This window comes from Dactylosporangium sp. McL0621, from assembly GCF_049995355.1.
In the GTDB taxonomy this organism is placed as follows: domain Bacteria; phylum Actinomycetota; class Actinomycetes; order Mycobacteriales; family Micromonosporaceae; genus Dactylosporangium.
In genome coordinates this window covers 1256192-1274888 of record NZ_CP188259.1, presented here as the reverse complement: position 1 = coordinate 1274888, position 18697 = coordinate 1256192, and the positions used below count along the sequence as shown (strand labels likewise).

At 73.0% G+C, this 18697-nt stretch carries 15 protein-coding genes; 9 read left to right on the top strand and 6 right to left on the bottom strand.

What is annotated here, in order from left to right:
* Window positions 1-2: 2 nt before the first annotated feature.
* Window positions 3-332 (bottom strand): hypothetical protein, encoded by a 330-nt coding sequence (locus ACPPVO_RS05845; protein ID WP_426510239.1) that lies wholly within the window; start codon window positions 330-332, stop codon window positions 3-5.
* Entirely contained in the window at window positions 329-706 is a 378-nt protein-coding gene (locus ACPPVO_RS05840; protein ID WP_426510238.1) for a YbaB/EbfC family nucleoid-associated protein, read from the bottom strand. The genes ACPPVO_RS05845 and ACPPVO_RS05840 overlap by 4 nt, the downstream gene beginning before the upstream one ends.
* A 132-nt stretch (window positions 707-838) precedes the next feature.
* Here ACPPVO_RS05840 and mycP point away from each other — a divergent pair, with 132 nt between their 5' ends.
* Window positions 839-2176 carry a type VII secretion-associated serine protease mycosin gene (gene mycP / locus ACPPVO_RS05835; protein WP_426510237.1) on the top strand — a complete coding sequence of 446 codons (1338 nt, stop codon included), beginning with the start codon at window positions 839-841 and terminating at the stop codon, window positions 2174-2176.
* Window positions 2177-2363: 187 nt separating this feature from the next.
* Here the strand turns inward: mycP and ACPPVO_RS05830 are convergent, their stop codons facing one another.
* The 3 genes from ACPPVO_RS05830 to eccCa all read right to left on the bottom strand — a co-directional run bounded on the left by ACPPVO_RS05830 (window position 2364) and on the right by eccCa (window position 8794).
* The gene (locus tag ACPPVO_RS05830; RefSeq protein WP_426510236.1) at window positions 2364-4091 is read right to left on the bottom strand and encodes a WXG100 family type VII secretion target; all 1728 of its coding nucleotides are present in this window, start codon (window positions 4089-4091) and stop codon (window positions 2364-2366) included.
* Between the two features lie 37 nt (window positions 4092-4128).
* Window positions 4129-4758: a hypothetical protein gene (locus ACPPVO_RS05825; protein ID WP_426510235.1), complete on the bottom strand. Its 630-nt coding sequence runs from the start codon at window positions 4756-4758 to the stop codon at window positions 4129-4131.
* An 82-nt stretch (window positions 4759-4840) separates the two neighbouring features.
* Complete coding sequence (eccCa, locus tag ACPPVO_RS05820) at window positions 4841-8794, bottom strand: type VII secretion protein EccCa (protein WP_426510234.1); 3954 nt, start codon at window positions 8792-8794, stop codon at window positions 4841-4843.
* A gap of 110 nt (window positions 8795-8904) precedes the next feature.
* Between eccCa and eccD the strand changes: the two genes are divergently transcribed.
* Window positions 8905-10290: a type VII secretion integral membrane protein EccD gene (eccD, locus tag ACPPVO_RS05815; RefSeq protein WP_426510233.1), complete on the top strand. Its 1386-nt coding sequence runs from the start codon at window positions 8905-8907 to the stop codon at window positions 10288-10290.
* 45 nt (window positions 10291-10335) lie between these two features.
* Here the strand turns inward: eccD and ACPPVO_RS05810 are convergent, their stop codons facing one another.
* A complete protein-coding gene (locus ACPPVO_RS05810) occupies window positions 10336-11091 on the bottom strand; it encodes an SUKH-3 domain-containing protein (RefSeq protein WP_426510232.1) in 756 nt (251 codons plus the stop codon).
* An 88-nt stretch (window positions 11092-11179) separates the two neighbouring features.
* Here ACPPVO_RS05810 and eccB point away from each other — a divergent pair, with 88 nt between their 5' ends.
* From eccB to ACPPVO_RS05775, 7 genes are all read left to right on the top strand, one after another.
* The gene (gene eccB, locus ACPPVO_RS05805) at window positions 11180-12583 is read left to right on the top strand and encodes a type VII secretion protein EccB (protein WP_426510231.1); all 1404 of its coding nucleotides are present in this window, start codon (window positions 11180-11182) and stop codon (window positions 12581-12583) included.
* A 149-nt stretch (window positions 12584-12732) separates the two neighbouring features.
* Window positions 12733-13038: a WXG100 family type VII secretion target gene (locus ACPPVO_RS05800; RefSeq protein ID WP_426510230.1), complete on the top strand. Its 306-nt coding sequence runs from the start codon at window positions 12733-12735 to the stop codon at window positions 13036-13038.
* Between the two features lie 21 nt (window positions 13039-13059).
* Window positions 13060-13356 (top strand): WXG100 family type VII secretion target, encoded by a 297-nt coding sequence (locus tag ACPPVO_RS05795; protein ID WP_360381360.1) that lies wholly within the window; start codon window positions 13060-13062, stop codon window positions 13354-13356.
* A 184-nt stretch (window positions 13357-13540) separates the two neighbouring features.
* The gene (locus ACPPVO_RS05790) at window positions 13541-14449 is read left to right on the top strand and encodes a glycosyltransferase family 2 protein (protein ID WP_426510229.1); all 909 of its coding nucleotides are present in this window, start codon (window positions 13541-13543) and stop codon (window positions 14447-14449) included.
* Window positions 14446-15399: a glycosyltransferase family 2 protein gene (locus ACPPVO_RS05785; RefSeq protein ID WP_426510228.1), complete on the top strand. Its 954-nt coding sequence runs from the start codon at window positions 14446-14448 to the stop codon at window positions 15397-15399. The genes ACPPVO_RS05790 and ACPPVO_RS05785 overlap by 4 nt, the downstream gene beginning before the upstream one ends.
* Window positions 15396-16616: a glycosyltransferase family 2 protein gene (locus ACPPVO_RS05780; RefSeq protein ID WP_426510227.1), complete on the top strand. Its 1221-nt coding sequence runs from the start codon at window positions 15396-15398 to the stop codon at window positions 16614-16616. The genes ACPPVO_RS05785 and ACPPVO_RS05780 overlap by 4 nt, the downstream gene beginning before the upstream one ends.
* Window positions 16613-18697, top strand: coding sequence for a hypothetical protein (locus ACPPVO_RS05775; protein ID WP_426510226.1), 2085 nt, complete (start codon window positions 16613-16615; stop codon window positions 18695-18697). The genes ACPPVO_RS05780 and ACPPVO_RS05775 overlap by 4 nt, the downstream gene beginning before the upstream one ends.

The following is an 18697-nucleotide window of genomic DNA, read 5'->3' as shown; positions in this document are numbered from 1 at the left end:
CGTCACTTCTTCTTGAACCATTCGGCGGTCAGGTCGTCGATGTCAACGACGCCCTGGACGCCCTCCCGGACCTGCTCGCCGAGCTTGGACAGGGCGACCACCATGCTCTCGCCGCCGTCGAGCACGCTGGTGCAGGGCGGCGGGTTGCCCTCCAGGTAGTACTTGTTGAAGTTCTTCCCCGGCTCGTCGTTGCCCCACGGCTGGCCGCCGTTGAGCGCGTCGATGCGGGCGCGCAGGCCCCGCCACTTCTTGAGCATGGCGTCGCCGGCGGTCGTCAGCTGCGACGCGGCGCCCAGCGCCTGCTTGGGGTTGACCGCGGTGCTGTCCGTCATCGCTGCTCCTTCTCCTGCTCCGCGTCGACCGCGAGCAGGCCCAGCTCGGAGTCGAGCTTGTGGGTCATGCCCTGCAGGTCGAACGCAAGATGCGCCTGGACGTCCGACTCGGCCATGAAGGGCTTGCACGCGTCGGTGACCTGCTTCATCGCGTCGGCCGACGCCGCCTGGATCGTCTTGGTGATCGACTGCGCCAGCTGCCGGGAGTCCGGGCGGCGGTAGATGCGCGCGTCGATGTCGAGCCGGATGAGCTGGCCGCGCGGCCCGACGACGGCGGTGATGAAGCCGTCGTCCGACTTCGCCGTCGCGGTGATCGCCTGCAGCTTCTGCTGCAGGGTGCCCATACCGCCACGCACCCGCTCGAGCTCGCCCATCAGCTCGTCTGCGCGCGCTCGGAGCGCACGGTTGTCCAAGGTGCCCTCCCCGTCGCAAGCCGTCCAACCGTACGATACTCAACAACGGCAATACGCCACCAGTGCGAATCGATGTCACAGAAGGGCTCCGACGTGCAGCGCAAGCGTTGGTTCGCCGCCTTCGCAGCGCTCGGTGCCGCGGCGGCACTGCTCACCGTGCCGCAAACGACACTCGCGGGGCCGCCTCCGGCCGGAACGTGCAACAACCCGGCCAAATCGGGTGACGTGGTCAAGGAGGCGCCCTGGCCGCAGCAGGCCTTCGGGACGTCGCGGATCTGGCCGACCACGACCGGCGCCGGCATCACGGTCGCGGTCGTCGACTCCGGTGTCGACGGCGCCCACCCGCAGCTCGCGGGCCAGGTGCTGCCCGGGTTCGACTTCCTGCGCAACGCCGCCGGGGCCGACTTCGACTGCACCTCGCACGGCACGGCGGTGGCGAGCATCATCGCGGCCAAGCACGCCAACGGCGTGGGCTTCGAGGGCCTGGCCCCGGGCGTGAAGATCCTGCCGATCCGCGTGTCCGACCACGAGGAGGGCACGAACGGCGAGGCGGCCCCCCCGGACGTCTTCGCCAAGGCGATCAGGTACGCCGCGGACCAGGGCGCCCGCATCATCAACATCTCGCTGAGCCTCGACGCCGACTACCCGGCCGTCGCCCAGGCCGTCGACTACGCGATAAACACCAAGGGCGCGCTCGTCGTCGCCGCGGTGGGCAACCACCACTCGACCGCGGACGCGACCCCGCCGCCGATCGGCTCGCCGAAGAACCCGATCCCGAGCGACCCGCCGTCCTACCCGGCGAGCTACCCCGGCGTCCTCGGCGTCGCCGGGATCAACCAGGACGGCACCCGCGTCGCCGAGTCGCAGGTCGGCCCGTACGTCGACATCGCCGCCCCGGGCAACCTCGTGCTCGGCGCCACGCGCGAGCGCGGCCACCAGTACTGGAAGGGCACCAGCTTCGCCGCGCCCATCGTGAGCGCCGCCGCGGCCCTGGTGTGGTCGGCCCAGCCGGGCCTGAAGAACTCCGACGTGTCGTGGCGGCTGCAGGTGACCGCGGACCGGATGGCGGGCGCGCAGCGCAGCAACGAGTTCGGGTACGGCATGGTCGACCCCTTCCGCGCCGTCTACGAGACCGTGGCGAAAGAGGGCGCGGCCACCCCGCCGCCGATCCCGCCCGCCGTGAAGGACGCGGCCGCCGCCGCCCGCCTGAGCCGCTGGCGGACGACAGGCCGCATCGCCGCCTTCACCGGCCTCGCGATCCTGGTCGCCGCCTTTGTGATATTCGCCATGCGGATGGCGGTGCGCCGCGGCCGGGCCCGCAACTGGCGCCCCGGCGAGGTCCGCCCGGTCCCGCGCCGGGAGCTCGACCCGGACATCGAGCCGGAGGACGTGTTCTTCGCCCTGCCGAGCCGCTCGTCACGCCCCGACTGAGGCCCCGAAACGGCGGCCGCGAAACCGCAGCCGCCGCAGCAGCGGCAGCCACAGCCACAGCCGCGAAACGGCGCCGGCGTCTGTAAGAAACGACTGAACCGACAAATCCGAAACGTCCGAAAAATCGGGGCGGAAACCACCGTGCCCCCGCCGAACGAACGGCGAGGGCACGGCGCACAAGCAGCGGTCAGGAACGGCCGATGGCCGGCCCCGCCTCCGGCGACGACGGAAGGTCGGGCGTGTCGATGACGGCGCCGCCCTGGTTGGGCCGCTCCACCGTCCACAGCTCGTCCTCCGTGGCCTCCCCGTGGTAGTCGTGGTCGGCCCGCTGGTCGCGGCGCACCGGCCGGTAGCCCTGCTCCCCGGAGCCGGGACCACCGCGCCCGCGCAGGGCGGGGTTGCGCCCCGCCCCCTCCGGCATCGAGGTGCCGGCCGGGCGCGACGCCCCACCGCGGCCCTCGATCGCCGGGCGCGACGCCTGGCGGTTGAAGGCCTCCTGCTCCTCGATCGGCAGGCCCGGGGCGCGGCGGCCGCTGAGCCGCTCGCCCGGCGCGCCGGCGCGGCCTGCGCCGCGCTGGCCCGGCGGCATGCCGTTGCCGCGGCCGCCGAGGCGCTCGTTCTCCGGGCCCACGTGGCCGGACTGGCCGCCGGGGCCGCGACGGCCGCCCAGGCGGGGCGGCATCGGGCTGCGCGGCGTGCCGGTGCGTGGCATCTCCTCGCTCAGGTCGGGGCCATGGACGCCGCCGGGGAGGCGGCCCTTCGACCCGCGCAGGTTCGGGTTGCCGCGGCCGGGCGGCATCGGCGGGCGGGCGCCGCCGCCGGGCGGCGGGCGCATGCCCGAGAGGTTCGGGCGGCCGGGCAGCTGCGGGCGCATGCCACCCTGGCCCTGGCCCAGGCGCTGGGCCGCCTCGGCCGGGTCGAGGCCGGACAGGCCCCCGCCGGCGCGGAAGTTCGGGCCGCCCGGGAACGCCGGCAGGCCGGGCATGCCCATCGAGGGCACCACGCCCGGGCCCGGGGCCGGGGGCAGGTGCATCTCGGGCAGCGGCGGCAGCGGAGGCGCGACCGCGCCGCCGGCCAGGGTCAGGGCGTGGTCCGGGTCGTACCCGGGCACGCCGAGGCCGGCCAGCTGCGACTGGAGCTGGTTCGGGTCCGGCGGCGTGATCTTCGGGATCGACGGCGGGTTGAGGATCGGCGGCGGCGGGATCCTGCCGCCGGGGCCGCCTGGGTGGTTGGTCGGCGGGACCGGCACCGCCGCGTTCGTCGGGCCCTTGTACCGCGACCCGTGCGTCAGGTGGTTGAAGTACACGCTGAGGTACGTGTCCGCGAGGTCCTTGACGAACGGCTTGATCTTCGCCGTGTACTCCTTGATCAGCCGCTTCTTGCGGTCGTCCTCGGGCTCGACCTCCCTCGACGTGGCGCTGTAGCCGTGACCGCCGCCGACGGTGCGCGTAGTGACCGCCGGCGCCGAGCCGGCCACGCTGCCCGGGTTCTTGATCGCCGCGACGAACTCGTTCCAGATCCCGAGTGCCTTGCCCTGGTTGTACTTGATGGTGCTGGCGAGCACGTCGAGGCCCTCCGCGTTGGTGTTCGCGGCGTCCTTCCACTCGTCGATCGAGGACAGCGAGGCGCCGATCTCGCGCAGGAACACCTTTGACGCGTCCGAGGTCCAGTTGGCCGCGAGCTCGTCGGTGTACCGCCGCAGATTGCGCCCGGTGTTGTCCAGCAGCGTGTGCACCCGGCGCCACATGTCGGCCAACGCGGTCGCGCGCGCGTCGGAGTCGATCTGGATCCAGGGCCACATCATCTCGATCGTCGTCGACTCCGCATCCCAGTCGGTGGGGTTGTAGTCGACGATGTCGTTCGAGGAGGAGTAGTTGTCGTACTGCGAAACGCTCGGGGGGAGTGTGTACTTCACATACCCGTAGTACTGGTCCGTCATCGGTGTCCCCGTCTCACTTCTTCAACGGGTCTTCGGGCGCGCCCATCATGTTGTTCCCGTTGTCGTTCACGTGGTAAGCGTTGTTGCCCTCGCCCACCGTGAAGCCCTGGTCCCAGGTGTTGAAGTACGTCGAACCGGGGGTGGGCGGGATGACCCCCTCGGTCTCCGGGCGGTACTCCGACGCCTCGAACGACGTGTTTTCGGTCGAGGCGGGCGGCTGCTGCTCCTTGAGCTTGTCCTGCAGCGTGGGGCGCCCGTCGGACGGCCAGAACACGTCGTACACGTCGTCGACCTTGGCCTTGCCGAGGTCGTCGCCGCCGAGGTACTCGTAGTAGATCCCGACCGCGGCCGAGGCGATCGCCTGCAGGCTGAACGCGACGTCCTTGAGCATCTCGCCGGTGGCCGCCAGCGCGTTCGCGTGCACCCCGCGGTAGAGCTTGGCCTCCCCGAAGCCGGCGAAGGTCGACTGGACCTTCGTCATCGGCAGGACGCCGTCCTTCAGGTTGGTGTTGTAGTCCTCGATCTCCTTGTTGACGTACTTCACGTAGTCACCAAGGCTCGAGACGTTGACCTTGATGTCGGTATGTTCGACCGGCGTCCAGGAGTCATGCCCCGGCTTGTAGTCATAACCGTCTCTGGTCATTCGCCCTCCCCGTCGGCCGAAGTCGTCCCCGATAGATTTAACTCAATCATATAGTTCACGCACCACAAGAAATCGAGGTTCATCAGCTCGGCGGCGGGCGCCAGGCCAGCTGGACGAGCCGGCCGCCCTCCTTGCGCGTCACGTAGTACCCGCGGCCGGGCGGCTGGTGCGAAGAGCGGACGTTGCCCAGCAGCGCGCCCTCGTCCCGTTCGCCGGACAGCAGCATGCCGGGCGAGCCGAGCTCCCGCAGCCGCATGAGCACCGGCTCGTACAGCGCCCGGCTGGCGCCGCCGGTGCGCCGGGTCAGGATCAGGTGCAGGCCCACGTCGCGGGCCTGGCTGAGGAAGTCCAGCAGCGGCGTGACCGGGTTGGTGCTGCCCCCGGCGACCAGGTCGTAGTCGTCGACGAGGACGTACAGCTCCGGGCCCTTCCACCAGCTGCGGTTGCGCAGCTGGTCGATCGTGACGTCGGGCCCGGGGAGCCGGCTCTTGAGCACCGCGACGACCTCGCTCATGATCGTCTGGGCCGTCTGCGCGGAGGTGCCGGTGCCGATGAGGTGCTTGCTCTCGAACGCGCCGAGCAGGCTCCGCCGGTAGTCGACCACGATCATCCGGGCCTCGTTGAGCTCGTACCGGTCGATGAGCGCCTGCCCGAAGGCCCGCAGGAACGCGCTCTTGCCCGACGCGGAGTCGCCGAAGAGCAGGAAGTGCGGGTCCTGGTCGAAGTTCACCCAGACCGGGCTCAGGTCGGCCTCCGCGATGCCGATCGGGATGCCGGCGCGCTCGCGGTCGGTGATCGGCAGGCTCTCGTACGGCAGCATCGCCGGCAGCAGCCGCACCGGCGGGGCCCCGGCCGCGGGCCAGCTCTGGCGGATCTCGGCGACCAGCTTCTCGACGCCGTCGGAGAGGTCCTCGACCGTCTGCTGCCCGTCGACGCGCGGCAGGGCGCCGAGGAACTGCAGGCCGCCGGGGACGATGCCGCGGCCCGGCGTGCGGTCGGGCACGTTCATCGCCGCGCGCCGGTCGATCTGGGAGTCGCTCGGGTCGCCCAGGCGCAGCTCGAGCCGGCTGCCGAAGAGGTCGCGGATGGCGGGCCGGACGTCGTTCCAGCGGGTCGCGGAGGCGATCACGTGGACGCCGTAGGTGAGCCCGCGGTTCGTCAGGTCGTTGATCGTCCCCTCGAGGTCCTCGAAGTCGGAGCGGATCGTCGACCAGCCGTCGATGATCAGGAACACGTCGCCGAACGGGTCGTCGGCGTGCTGCCCGGCCCGGCGCGCCCGGCGGTAGGTCGCCATCGAGTCCACGGCCGCCGCAGCGAAGCGCCGCTCGCGCTCGGCCAGCAGCACGTAGAGCTCGGCGACCGTGCGGCGCACCGCGCCCGGGTCGAGCCGCGTGGCGACCCCGCCGACGTGCGGCACCTCGCGCAGCGTGCCCAGGGCGCCGCCGCCGAAGTCGAGGCAGTAGAACTGGGCCTCGCGCGGGGTGTGCGACAGGGCCAGGCTCAGCACCAGGCTGCGCAGGATCGTGCTCTTGCCGCTGCCGGGGCCACCGACGACGACCGCGTGCCCGGCCGAGCCGGACAGCTCCCACCAGACCGGGTCGCGGCGCTGGTCCAGCGGCCGGTCGACGATGCCGAGCACCGCGTGCAGGCTGCCCTGCAGCTCCGCCACCTGCACGGTCAGGCCGCGCTCGGGGTCAACGATCCGCGAGGGCAGCAGCGTGTCGAGCGACGGCGGGTCGGACAGCGGCGGCAGCCACACCTGGTGGGCCGGCATGCCCTTGCCCCGCATGCGGTCGACCAGGAGGTCGAGCATGCTCTCGCCGACGAGGTTCTCGTCCTCCTTGACGACCACCGGCTCCTCCGTCACCGGCGGCGCGACGTAGCCGCTGACGTAGTCGCGCACGACCGGCCCGCCCCCGGCCGCGGCCAGGGCGACGGCGGTGTCGCGGCGGTACACGCCCGAGACGTACGCGGCCCGGAAGCGCTTGAGCGGCTCGGTGCCGAAGCGCAGGTAGCCGTGGCCGGGCGAGCGGGGCAGCTCGAAGGCGGCGACGTCGCCGAGCACGATGCGGCTCTCCACCGCCGAGAACGTCCGCAGGCCGACGCGGTACGACAGGTGCGTGTCCAGGCCTCTGAGCCGGCCCTCCTCCAGCCGCTGCGAGGCGAGCAGCAGGTGCACGCCCAGCGACCGGCCGACCCGTCCGATCTGCACGAACATGTCGATGAAGTCCGGTTTGGCGGTGAGCAGCTCGCTGAACTCGTCGCAGATGATGAGCAGGCTCGGCAGCGGCTGCAGCGGGGCGCCGGCCGTGCGGGCCTTCTCGTAGTCGCGCTGGGACGCGTACATGCCGGCCTTGCGCAGCAGTTCCTGGCGCCGCAGCAGCTCGCCGTTGATGGCGTCGGTCATGCGGTCGACCAGGGGCAGCTCGTCCTCGAGGTTGGTGATCACCGCGCTGGTGTGCGGCAGCACGTCGAGCTTGGTGAAGGTCGCGCCGCCCTTGAAGTCGATGAGCACGAAGTTGAGCACCTCGGAGCTGTGCGTGACCGCGAGCGCGAGCACCAGCGTGCGCAGCAGCTCCGACTTGCCGGAGCCGGTGGCCCCGATGAGCAGGCCGTGCGGGCCCATGCCGTCCTGCGCCGACTCCTTCAGGTCCAGCTCGACCATCGTGCCGTCCGGCGACCAGCCGATCGGCACCCGCAGCCGGTCGCGCTGCGGGCGCGGCACCCAGTAGCGGGTCGGGTCGTAGTCCTCGGGCGAGCCGATCTCGAGCAGGTCGGTGAGGTCGATGGTGCCGGTGGCCCGCTGCTCGGTGCGCGAGGCCGCGGAGAGCCGCAGCGGCGAAAGTTGCAGCGCCAGCGCCTCCGTCTCGGCCAGGCTGAGCCCGTCGGCCCGGCCGACCTCGGCCTTGCCCTCGAAGGTGCTGCTGGACAGGGCGCCGTCGGGGTCGATGCTCAGCACGAGCGCGGTCTGGTCGAGCAGGCGCGGCGGCGGGGTGGACAGGTCGAGCACCGTGACGCCCTCGACGCCGCCCTCCGTCATGAGGTGGTCGGAGCCGAGCACGTCGCCGCCGTCGAGCACGACGATGAGGTGCGGGCCGCCGACCCGCTCCGAGCTGCCGGACGGGTTGAACCGCGGCCGGGAGCCCAGCACGTCGTCGAGCATCGCCTCGAGGCCCGGCACGTTTGTCGAGACCAGGCGCAGCTGCCCGAGGGCGTCGTTGCGCCCCGGGTGCAGCGCGTGCGGCAGCCACTTGGCCCACTCCCACAGCCCGGCGCTGCCCGGCCCGGCGCACACCGCGACGAGCAGGTCGTCCGGGGAGTGGAAGGTGGCCGCCTGGGCCACGATCGCGCGGGCCAGTCCGCGGGTCTGCTCGATCCCGCCCTGCATGTACACGCGGGCGAAGCCGTCGAGCGCCATCACGATCGGCAGGTCGTCGACGGTGGCGTAGGTCGTCACGAACCGCCGCAGCGCGACCGCGCACATCGGGTCGAGGTCCTCCAGCGGCTTGCTCGCCGGGGGCACCAGGGGCGTCGCGAGGTCCTGCGGGCCGAGCGCGAGGCGGACCATGCCGAAGTCGGCGTCGCCGGAGCGGCGCTCCCAGAGCCGCTGGCTGGCCGGGATCGACCACAGCGCATCGGGGTCGGGGTAGCGGTACAGCTGCGCCGCTCTCTGCTTCTGCCCGGCGCGGCGCACCTGACGGCGGCGCTGGGAGAGGTGGCGCATGTAGTTGCGCCGGGCGAGCAGCATCTCCTGCCGCCCCGGGCCCGCGTTCTGGCCGAACTGGGAGGCGAGCATGCCGATCGCGGACAGGCCGAACATCGCGCCCGTCATGTAGGCGAGGGGGCCGCCCCGCTGGCCGGCGAACATCAGGGCCATCGATCCCGACCCCGCCAGCATCGGGATCATCATGAGCATCTGGGTCCAGCCCTTGCCGGTCGGGGCTGGAACCTCCGGTGGCGCCTCCAGCAGGACCTCGCCCGAGGGGTACTCGGGCTCGGCCCGCCGCGAAGGCCTGCGGCGCACGACAGTGCTCACGTCGAGCTCATCCCTCCCCGTAGAACCCGTTCGATCACACATGCTATCCGCAGGGCTGCTAGGTTGGGCACTCTCGTTCGGGCGCTGGAACTGGCAGGGAGCACGGGGCGATGGCCGAGAACGTTGGTGCCGGGCTGGCCCGGGTGGTGCTGGCCGCACCCAAGCGGCGGCTCGACCTGGCGCTGCCGGAGCAGATTCCGCTGGCCATGCTGCTGCCGGGGGTACTGCCCCGGGCCGGCGAGGCCCTGGCCGACGACGGCCTCGACCACGGCGGCTGGGTACTGCGCCGCACCGACGGCAGCACGCTCGACATGAGCCGCACCCTCGCCGCCCAGGACGTCCACGACGGCGACATCCTGCACCTCGCGCCGCGCTACGAGGAGTGGCCCGAGCTCGAGTACGACGACGTGGTCGACGCGATCGCGGCCGGTGCCCGCCGCTACGGCGCCGCCTGGACCCCGGCCGCGACCCGCGTCACCGGCCTCGCGACAGGTGTGCTGCTGCTCTTCGGCACCCTGGCGCTGCTGTTCTTCGCCGGCCCGTCCTGGACGCTGCCCGGCATCGTCGCGCTGGTGATCGCCGCGGGCCTGCTGACCGGCGGTTTCGTGCTGTCCCGGGCGATGTCCGACGCCACCGCGGGCTCGACCCTGGGGGCGGCGAGCCTGCTGTACGCGTTCGCCGGCGGCCTGCTCCTGCTCGGCGGCGACGAGAAGCTCTCCCGCCTCGGCGCACCGCACCTGCTCACGGGCGCGGGCGCGCTGCTGGTCTTCGGCGTGATCGGGTACCTCGCGGTCGGCGCGAACATCCGCCTCTTCGTGGCCGGCATCTTCGCCGGTGCCATGGGCGTGCTCGCCGGCCTGCTCGGCCTGACCTCGCTCGGCGCCCCGGAGTGCGCCGCGGCCCTGGTCGGCCTGCTGGTGCTGCTGGCCCCCGTCCTGCCGCTGGCGTCGGTGCGGCTGGGCAAGGTACCGGTGCCGCAGCTGCCCCGCACGACGGACGACCTGCTGCAGCAGGACCCGGTGCCGCCGGCCGTGACCACGTACGCGACCGTCGCCCGGGCCGACGAGATCTTCACCGGCCTGCTGTTCGCCTTCGCGGTGCTCAACGTCGCCTCGTTCTGGCTCATCAGCCGCGAGCACGGGATCATGGCCGGCGTCCTGGTCGGCGTGGTGGCCGCGGCCAACATGCTGCGCGCCCGGCTCTTCGCGACCGTCCGGCACCGCCTCCCGCTGCTGCTGACCGGCCTGGCCGGCATCGCGCTGCTCATGGCCCGCCTGACCGCGGCCTCGTTCGCCGTGCAGGTCGGCGTCGGGGTCGCGCTGCTGGTGGTGGCGGTGCTCGCGGTGACGGCGGGGATGCGGTACAGCGTGCGGCCGCCCTCGGTCTACCTGGGCCGGCTCGCGGACATCTTCGACGTGCTGCTGGTCCTGGCCACGATCCCGATCGTCTGCCAGGTGCTGGGCGTGTACTCGTGGATTCGCGGCCTCGCGGGATGAACCGGAGAAGTCGGGCGCCCCGCGCCCGACTTCCGGCCCCGCCGGTCAGGGCGCGATGACCTCGCCCGAGTCGTCGACCTCGGCGAACGGCTCGCCGCGCACCAGGCGCGTCAGGGCCTCGTCCGGCGTCGCCCCGACCAGGAACTCGCCCGCCTCGTGGAGCAGGAAGACCCGCCCGTCGGCCGCGGCCACGATGTCGCTCGGGCCGTCCTCGAACCAGGCCAGCGGGAACACCGGCATCCCGAGGTCGGCGGCGAACTCCACGAAGAGGTCGGCCAGCAGCCGGCCCTGCGTGGGCCAGAACTGCACGTCGAAGCCGCCCGTGGCCACGCCCGGCTGCTTGAGCTGACGAAACGCCAGGCCGCCGAACTCCTCCAGGATGCGCCGGGCGACCGGGAACAGGGGCAGCCGCGCCTCCAGGCCCGGCGTGGCCGCGTAGACGTCCCGCAGCCAGCTCGAGACCCAGGTGCCGACGTTGCGGTCCGAGCGCCAGCCCGCCTTGGCGAGCACCTGCCGCACGTCGTCGGGGAACCGCCGGCGGGCCGCCACCTCGAGCTCGTAGAGCTCGGCGACGCCCTGCGGCGACAGGGACGGCCACGTGGTCAGCTCGCCCGACTCCTTGTCGATCACGGCCAGCGGCGCGCCCAGCACCTCCGGCGGGCGGTCGGGGTCGGACGGCGGCACCTTCGCCCACGCCACGAACCCGTGCTCGAACTCGAACAGCCCGACGTCGCCCCCGCTGACGGGAAGGCTGGCCAGGGCCCAGGGCCGGGCGATCTGCGTGGCCTCATCAGACGTCACCAATGCCGCACCTCCGTGGTCGCTGGCCTATCGTATGCAGCCGAGCGCCGAGCAAGCGCGAGGGCCACGGGGAGGGGACCAACCGGACATGCCGTCCCGACGGGAACAGATCCAGTCCTATCAGTACCTGATGCAGCGCGTGGTCAACGCGTTCGTCGCGGGTGAGGCCGACCCGGCGATGTCGCCGACGCGCCGGCTGGCCGGGGCCGGGTACGCCAGCGTCATGGTCGCCGTGCTGGTGCTCGCCGTCTTCGGGGTGATCGGGCTCGTCAAGCACGGCGGCAACACGAGCTGGCAGGCCAGCAACGCGGTCGTCATCGAGAAGGAGACCGGGACGCGGTACGTGTACCGCGACGGCGTGCTCTACCCGGTGGCCAACTACTCCTCCGCGGTGCTCGTGATCGGCCAGCCGGCCACGACCGTCTCGGTCTCCCGGGAGTCGCTGACCGGCGCCACCCGCGGCCCGCTGATCGGCATCGCGGGCGCGCCCGACGCGCTGCCCCCCACGAGCCGGATGAGCCGCTCCGCGTGGGCCGTGTGCGCCGTGGCCGGCCACGACTCCAGCGGCGGCGCCACCGTGTCGAGCCAGATCATGGTCGGCGCCACCCCGCCCGGCGGCCTGGACCTCGGCGACTCGGCCCTGATCGTGCGCGAGAACAACAGTCAGAAGGCCTACCTGGTCTGGAACGGTCACCGGTACCGCGTCGACTCCCGCCAGACCTTCGCCGCCATGGGCATCGACGGGCAGCCGCGGGTGCTCGTCGACGAGGCGTTCCTCGACACCGTGCCGCTGGGCCTGCCGATCGTCCAGCCGCAGGTCGACAACAAGGGCAAAGCGTCCACCGCGCTGAAGAACTACCTCATCGGGCAGCTGCTCACGGTCACCGTCGGCGGCTCCACCACCGGCTACCTCGTGCGCGCCAACGACATCATGCCGGTCACCGGGGTCGAACAGGCGCTGATCCTGGCGGATCCGGGCACCGCGGCGGCGTACCCGAACGCGACCCCGCAGGCCAAGGCGGTGCAGGCGGCCGAGGTCGCCAACGTGGCCAAGGCCAACCGGCCGCAGACCGACCTCGACCCGCCGGCCCAGGTGCCCTCGATGGCCGCCGTCGACCCGGACAAGACGCTGTGCACCACCTGGGCCGACGGGCAGGGCGCGGCGAAGCTGCTCGTCAACGCCGGCCCGCAGCCGGAGGGGGCCGGCATCGCCACCAACGGCAACGCGACCGACCAGGTCGCGACCCGGGTCGTCGTGCCGTCGGGCGGCGGGGCGATCGTGCGCTCGGCCCAGTCGGCCGACACCGACTCCGGCCAGGTGTTCTTCGTCACCGACCAGGGCCGCCGCTACGCCCTGGTGAGCCCCGCGCAGCTGGCGTGGTTCGGCTACGGTTCCGTCAAGCCGATCGAGCTGCCGTCGTTCGTCGTGGCCCGGATTCCCGCGGGACCCGGCCTCGACCCGAGGGCGGCGCAGCGTCCGCTGGCGGGCTAGCGCGCCAATCCGGGGCACCGCCCACTACGGGAAGTGGGAGAACTTCGATACGGTGATATATACAAGCGCCGCCCCACGGGGGCGTCGGCATCCGAATGGAGGTGGGTCTGACGATGGCTGGCAAGGGAGTAACCACTGACGCCGCGGTCATGGCGAAGACCGCTCAGGAGATCGACGGGGCCGCGGACCGGCTCACCGGCATGTTCAACAAGCTGATGAACGAGCTCACCCCGCTGCAGTCGTCCTGGGTGGGCGCCGGCGGCTCGTCGTTCCAGGGGATCAAGGACCGTTTCGACGGCGACGTCGCGAACCTCAACGTCGCGCTGCGCAGCATCGCGCAGGCCGTGTCGACGGCGGGCCGTGACTACACCCTGAGCGACGACGAGATGCGCCAGGAGATGCAGCAGGCCGGGGCGAGCGCCGGCGAGATCACGCGCGCACTGATGATCAACTGAGCCGAAACGGGGAGGAACACCATGGCCGGTGACGAGATCGTCGTCCAGTTCGCGGCACTGAACCAGGCGGCGTCCGACATCAGCACCGCGCTGTCGTCGATGCAGTCGGAGCTCGACGGCGTCAACCAGCAGGTGCAACCGCTGCTCTCCAGCTGGCAGAGCGACGCCCAGGAGGCGTTCGCCCAGCGCAAGGCCGAGTGGGAGAGCGCGGCGAACGACCTGCACCAGCTGCTCAACGGCATCAAGGGGGCCGTGCTCAAGGCCGCCGAGATCATGCAGGCCCGCGAGCAGGCCAACGTCGCCAAGTTCTCCCGCTGAACGCGGCGACAGCGAACATCTGGGAAATGGCCCGGCCCGGCAGCGGCCGATGCGCCAAGCCTCACACTCACGTCTGTGTGGGTGCGCAGGGCTGGGCCATGCCTGTTAACGTGCTCCCCTGACTCGGAGGCAAACCGCAGGGAACCGCGGAACCGCAGAGACTGGTTGGGGGGACCGTTCCGCGATGGCTGACCACACCGATTGGCCATTGATCAGCGTGGTCGTGCCCGCGCTGAACGAGGAACGCAACCTGCCCTACGTGTTCGAGCGCCTGCCCGGGCCGCTGCACGAGGTCGTCCTCGTCGACGGCGGCTCGCGGGACCGGACCGTCGAGGTGGCCCGCCGGCTGCGGCCCGACATCCTGGTCGTACAGCAGACCCGCAAGGGCAAGGGCAACGCCCTGGCCTGCGGCTTCGCCCACTGCACGGGCGACATCGTGGTGATGATCGACGCGGACGGCTCGACCGACCCGGCCGAGATCCCGCGCTTCATCGCCGCCCTGGTCGACGGGGCCGACCTGGCCAAGGGCACCCGCTTCCGCGACGGCGGCGGCAGCCACGACATCACGCGGCTGCGGCGGCTCGGCAACGCGGGGCTCAACCTGTTCGTCAACGTGCTGTTCCGGACGCGGTACTCCGACCTCTGCTACGGCTACAACGCCTTCTGGGCGCGGGCCCTGCCCGGCTTCGACCTGCCCGACCCGCGGCTGCCGGCGCCGGCCGACGGCAGCAAGCTCTGGGGCGACGGCTTCGAGATCGAGACCATGCTCAACGTCCGCGCCGCCGTGGCCGGCCTGAACGTCGCCGAGGTCGGCAGCGTCGAGGGCGCCCGGCTGCACGGCGTGAGCAACCTCAACGCGCCGCGCGACGGCCTGCGCGTGCTGCGCACGATCCTGGTCGAGTTCCGCCGCAAGCGCCGCGCCCGCACCACGGACCGCCGCGCCGTGCTCGCGAACACCCAGGAGCTGCCGACGGTGCCCCGGCCGCGACCGGCGCCCACGGGCGTCGTCGCGCGCCACTCGGTGCCGGGAGCGGCCGTCCCCGGCCAGCGCCGTCCCCGGCCCGCGCACGACGACGAGGCGCTCGTCGGATGAGCGCACCGGACGTCAGCGTGGTCATCCCCTGCTACTCCGAGCGGCGCTGGGAGCAGCTGCGAGCCGCCGTCGCCTCCGCGTGGGCGCAGGAGCCGCGTCCGGAGCGGGTCGTCGTGGTCGTCGACCACAACCCGGCCCTGCTCGCCCGGGCCGGGCGCGAGCTGCCCGGCACCACGGTCGTGGCCAACGAGTCGGAGCGGGGCGCCTCGGGCGCGCGCAACACCGGCGTTCGCCACACCACCAGCCGGTACATCGCGCTGCTCGACGACGACGCCACCGCCCGCCCGGGCTGGCTGGCCGGCCTGCTCGCGCCGTTCGCCGACCCGGGCGTGGTCGGCACCGGCGGCGCGATCGCCCCGGCGTGGGAGCGGGGCCGGCCGGGCTGGTTCCCGGACGAGTTCCTGTGGGTCGTCGGCGCCTCGTACCGCGGGATGCCCACCGAGCAGGCCCCGGTGCGCAACGTGTGGTCGGAGAGCATGGCGGTGCGCCGCGACGCGTTCCTGGCCGTCGGCGGCTTCCGGGTCGGCTTCGGCAAGGTCGGCGAGCGGGCCCGCCCCGAGGACACCGACCTCTGCCTGCGCATGGGCGAGGACGGCGGCCGCTGGGTCTACAACCCCGCCTCCGTCATCGACCACTCGGTGCCCGCGGCCCGCTCGACGCTGCGCTTCTTCGTGGCCCGCTCGGCCAACGAGGGCCGCGGCAAGGTCGAGCTGGCCCGGCTCAACCTGGGCCGCGAGAGCCTCGGCTCCGAGCAGGACTACGCGCGCGAGCTGCCCCGCGCGGCGGCCCGGGCGCTGCTCGACGGCCTGCGCGGCCGCGGCGCCCACCGGTTCGGCCAGGCGTTCGCGCTCGTCGCCGGGGCGGGCGCGGCCGGCGTCGGGGCCGGCTACGAGTGGGCGTTCGGCGCGCGCCGGCGCAAGGTGCTGGAGCCGGCGGTCGGAACGGCATGAGCGTCGGGATGGCGGTCGCGGACTACAACCTTCCGTCCGCCGCGACAACCGACATGTCCGGAAAATCAGAGAAATCACAACAAACGTGGCTCCTCGTCCGCGTCCACACCGAGCCGATCGGCGCCCTGGTCGTCGCGGCCGGCGAGGACCCGCACGCGGCCGTGGACCGGAAGTTCGGCGCCGCGATCGCCGAGCGCCGGGACGGCGACTTCCTGGCGCGGCGCGCGGCGGTCCTGCGCGACGCGCCCCCGATCACGGTCGTCGTGTGCACCCGCGACCAGCCCGAGGCCCTCGCCACATGCCTCGACAGCGTCGCGCGGCAGCGGTACCCCGACTTCCAGGTCCTGGTCGTGGACAACGCCCCCACCAGTGACGCAACGGAGCAGATCGCGCGCGCCCGCGGGGTGCGTTACGTGCGGGAGCCGCGGCCGGGCCTGTCCAACGCCCGCAACCGCGCCCTCGCCGAGACCGGCGACGAGATCCTCGCCTGGCTCGACGACGACGAGATGGCCGACGAGCACTGGCTCGCCGAGCTCGCCCGCGGCTTCGCCGAGCACCCCGAGGCCGGGGTCGTCACCGGCGCGGTCGTCCCGGCCGAGCTGGCCACCGCGGCGCAGGTCTGGTTCGAGGAGTTCGGCGGGCACAGCAAGGGCCGCGGGTTCACCGCCGCCGTCTTCTCCCCCGCCACGGCGAAGGTGCAGAGCCCGCTGTACCCCCTCCCGCCCTTCGGCGCCGGCGCGAACATGGCCTGGCGCGCCGCCGCGGCCCGGGCGATCGGCGGCTTCGACCCCGCGCTCGGCGCCGGCACCCCGGCCATGGGCGGCGAGGACACCGTCGCGTTCGCGAAGGTGCTGCTCGCCGGGGGCACCATCGCCTACCGCCCGGCCGCGCTGACCCGCCACACCCACCGCCGCGACCTGGCCGGCCTCGAGCGGCAGCTGTTCGGCTACGGCGTCGGGCTCACCGCGGGGTACACGAGCCTCGTGCTCGGGCGGCCCGCGCTCGTACCGCGGCTGCTGCGGCTGGCCCCGGCCGCCCTGCGCGACCTGCGCAACCCCGACGGGGCCCGGCTGGCGACGGTCGGCCCGGACTTCCCGGCCCACATCCTGGCCAACAACCGCCGCGGCATGCTGCAGGGCCCGGCCGCCTACCTGCGCGGCCGCCGCGAGCAGCGCCGCCGCCCGCGCACGCCCGAGCCGGCGGAGGTGGCCGCGTGAGCGCCCCCGCCCGCCGGACGACCGTGCGCAAGACCCCGCCGCCCGAGCCGCGGACACCCGCCGGCGAGACCGTCTCCGACGACGAGACCGTCGAGGTGAGCCGCGAGGAACTGATGCGGGTGCACACGACCCGCCGCACCGTGCGCCGCACCCCGATCCCCGCGCCACGCCTGCCCGCGGACGACGACGCGACCGTGGAGGTCAGCGCCGAGCAACTCGTAAAAGCCGAGGCGCCTTCCAGCGGTACCGTCAAAATGTCCGATCCCACCGGCTGGCTCGCCGCGCACGTCCCGATGCTGGGCCAGGCCCCCTGGATCATCGCGCTCTCCTCGGCCGGGGTCGCCCTGGTCGCCCTCGCCTACTCGGGCGGGCGCGACGGCGCCGGCTGGGCGGTCGCGGCCTACTGGCTCGGCCAGGTGCTCGTCTTCGCGCCCGTCGCGGTGCGGATGCTGGCGCGGCTCGCGGGCACCGCGGAGGCCTACGCGCTCGTGCTCGGCCTGGCCGTGAACCAGTACCTGCAGAAGTGGATGTACAGCCCGGACCAGTTCCGCTTCCCGGACGAGCTGCAGCACTGGGCCGCGACCTCGACCCTGGTCCGCACCGCGCACCTCTACGAGCCCGACCACGGCCTGCCGGTCGTCGAGCACTTCCCCGGCCTGGAGGAGATGGGCGGCTCGGTCGCGCTGCTCACCGGGCTGCCGGTGACCGTCGCCGGGCTGGTCGTGGCCGGGCTCGCGCACCTGGCCTTCGTGAGCCTGCTCTTCGCGGTGGTGCGCCGGGTCGGCGGTTCGCCGCGCCTGGCCGGGCTGACCTGCGTGATCTACGCGACCTCGCTGCACTACCTGTTCTTCGACTCGATGTACGTGTACCAGACCGGCGCGCTGCCGTTCCTGATGCTCGCGGTGTGGGCCGCGATCTGCTGGCAGTACGAGCGGCGGGTGCTCGCCCACCTCGCGATCGGCGGGTTCGCGATCGCCGGGGTCGTGGTCACGCACCACGTCACCGCGATGATGACGGTCGGCACGCTGCTGCTCATCGGCGCCTGCGAGTTCCTGTTCGGCCGGCCGCGCCGCTACGGGGCGCTGATCCTCGGCGGGCTGGCCGCGGCGGCGACGGGGACCTGGTTCGTCTTCGTGGCCACGGACGTCACGACGTACCTCACCCCGGCCGCCCGGGGCCTCTGGAGCGCGGGCGTCCGGCTGCTGCTGCACGGCGAGTTCGGCGGCGCGGCGAACGGGTCGGCGACGCCCCCGCGCTGGGAGACGGCGGTGTCCGTGGTGGCCGTGCTCGCGCTGTTCGCGCTGTTCGTGCAGCAGCTGCGCACGGCGGTCGCCGGCCGGTCCCGCGACGTCTGGCACTGGTCGCTGCTGGCCGGCACGTTCGTCTTCTTCGCCACCGCCGGCCTGCGCTTCATCGGCACCCAGGGCCCGGAGCTGGCCGGGCGGGCCGCGACCTTCACCTACGTGCCGGTGTCGCTGCTGGTGGCGAGCACCGTGCTGGCCTGGCGGCGCAACGGCGGCCTGCGGATGCGCCGGCACCTGTCCATGACCCGCACCCGCACCGCGGTCACCTGGTCGCTGGCGGCCGGGCTGACCCTGCTGCTGCTCGTCAACTCCCGGGTCGGCGGCTGGCCCGCCTTCTACGGCCGGCTGCCGGGCGGGTTCCTGGCCTCGGGCTTCGAGCGGGCGGTCGACCCGATGGGCGTGACCGCGGCCAACTGGAGCCGGGCCTACCTGGGCACCGGGCACCGCTTCGCCGCCGACACCACCGGGTTCGGCCTCGTGTCGACGTACGGCGGCCAGCGCATCGTCCGCGAGACCGCGCCGCTGTTCTACTCCACCGCGTGGGGCCTGAAGGACCAGGAGCTGGTCCGGGCCCGCTCGGTCGAGTTCGTCTACGTCGACATCCGCCTCGCCGACCACGAGCCCGTCACCGGCTCGTACTTCCCGCAGGACCCGATGGTGGGCAAGCGCACGGGCCCGCTGGACCGGGCCGGGCTGACCAAGTTCGACGCGATCGTCGGGGCCGACCGGGTCTACGACAACGGCACCATCCGCATCTACGACCTCAGGGACAGCTGA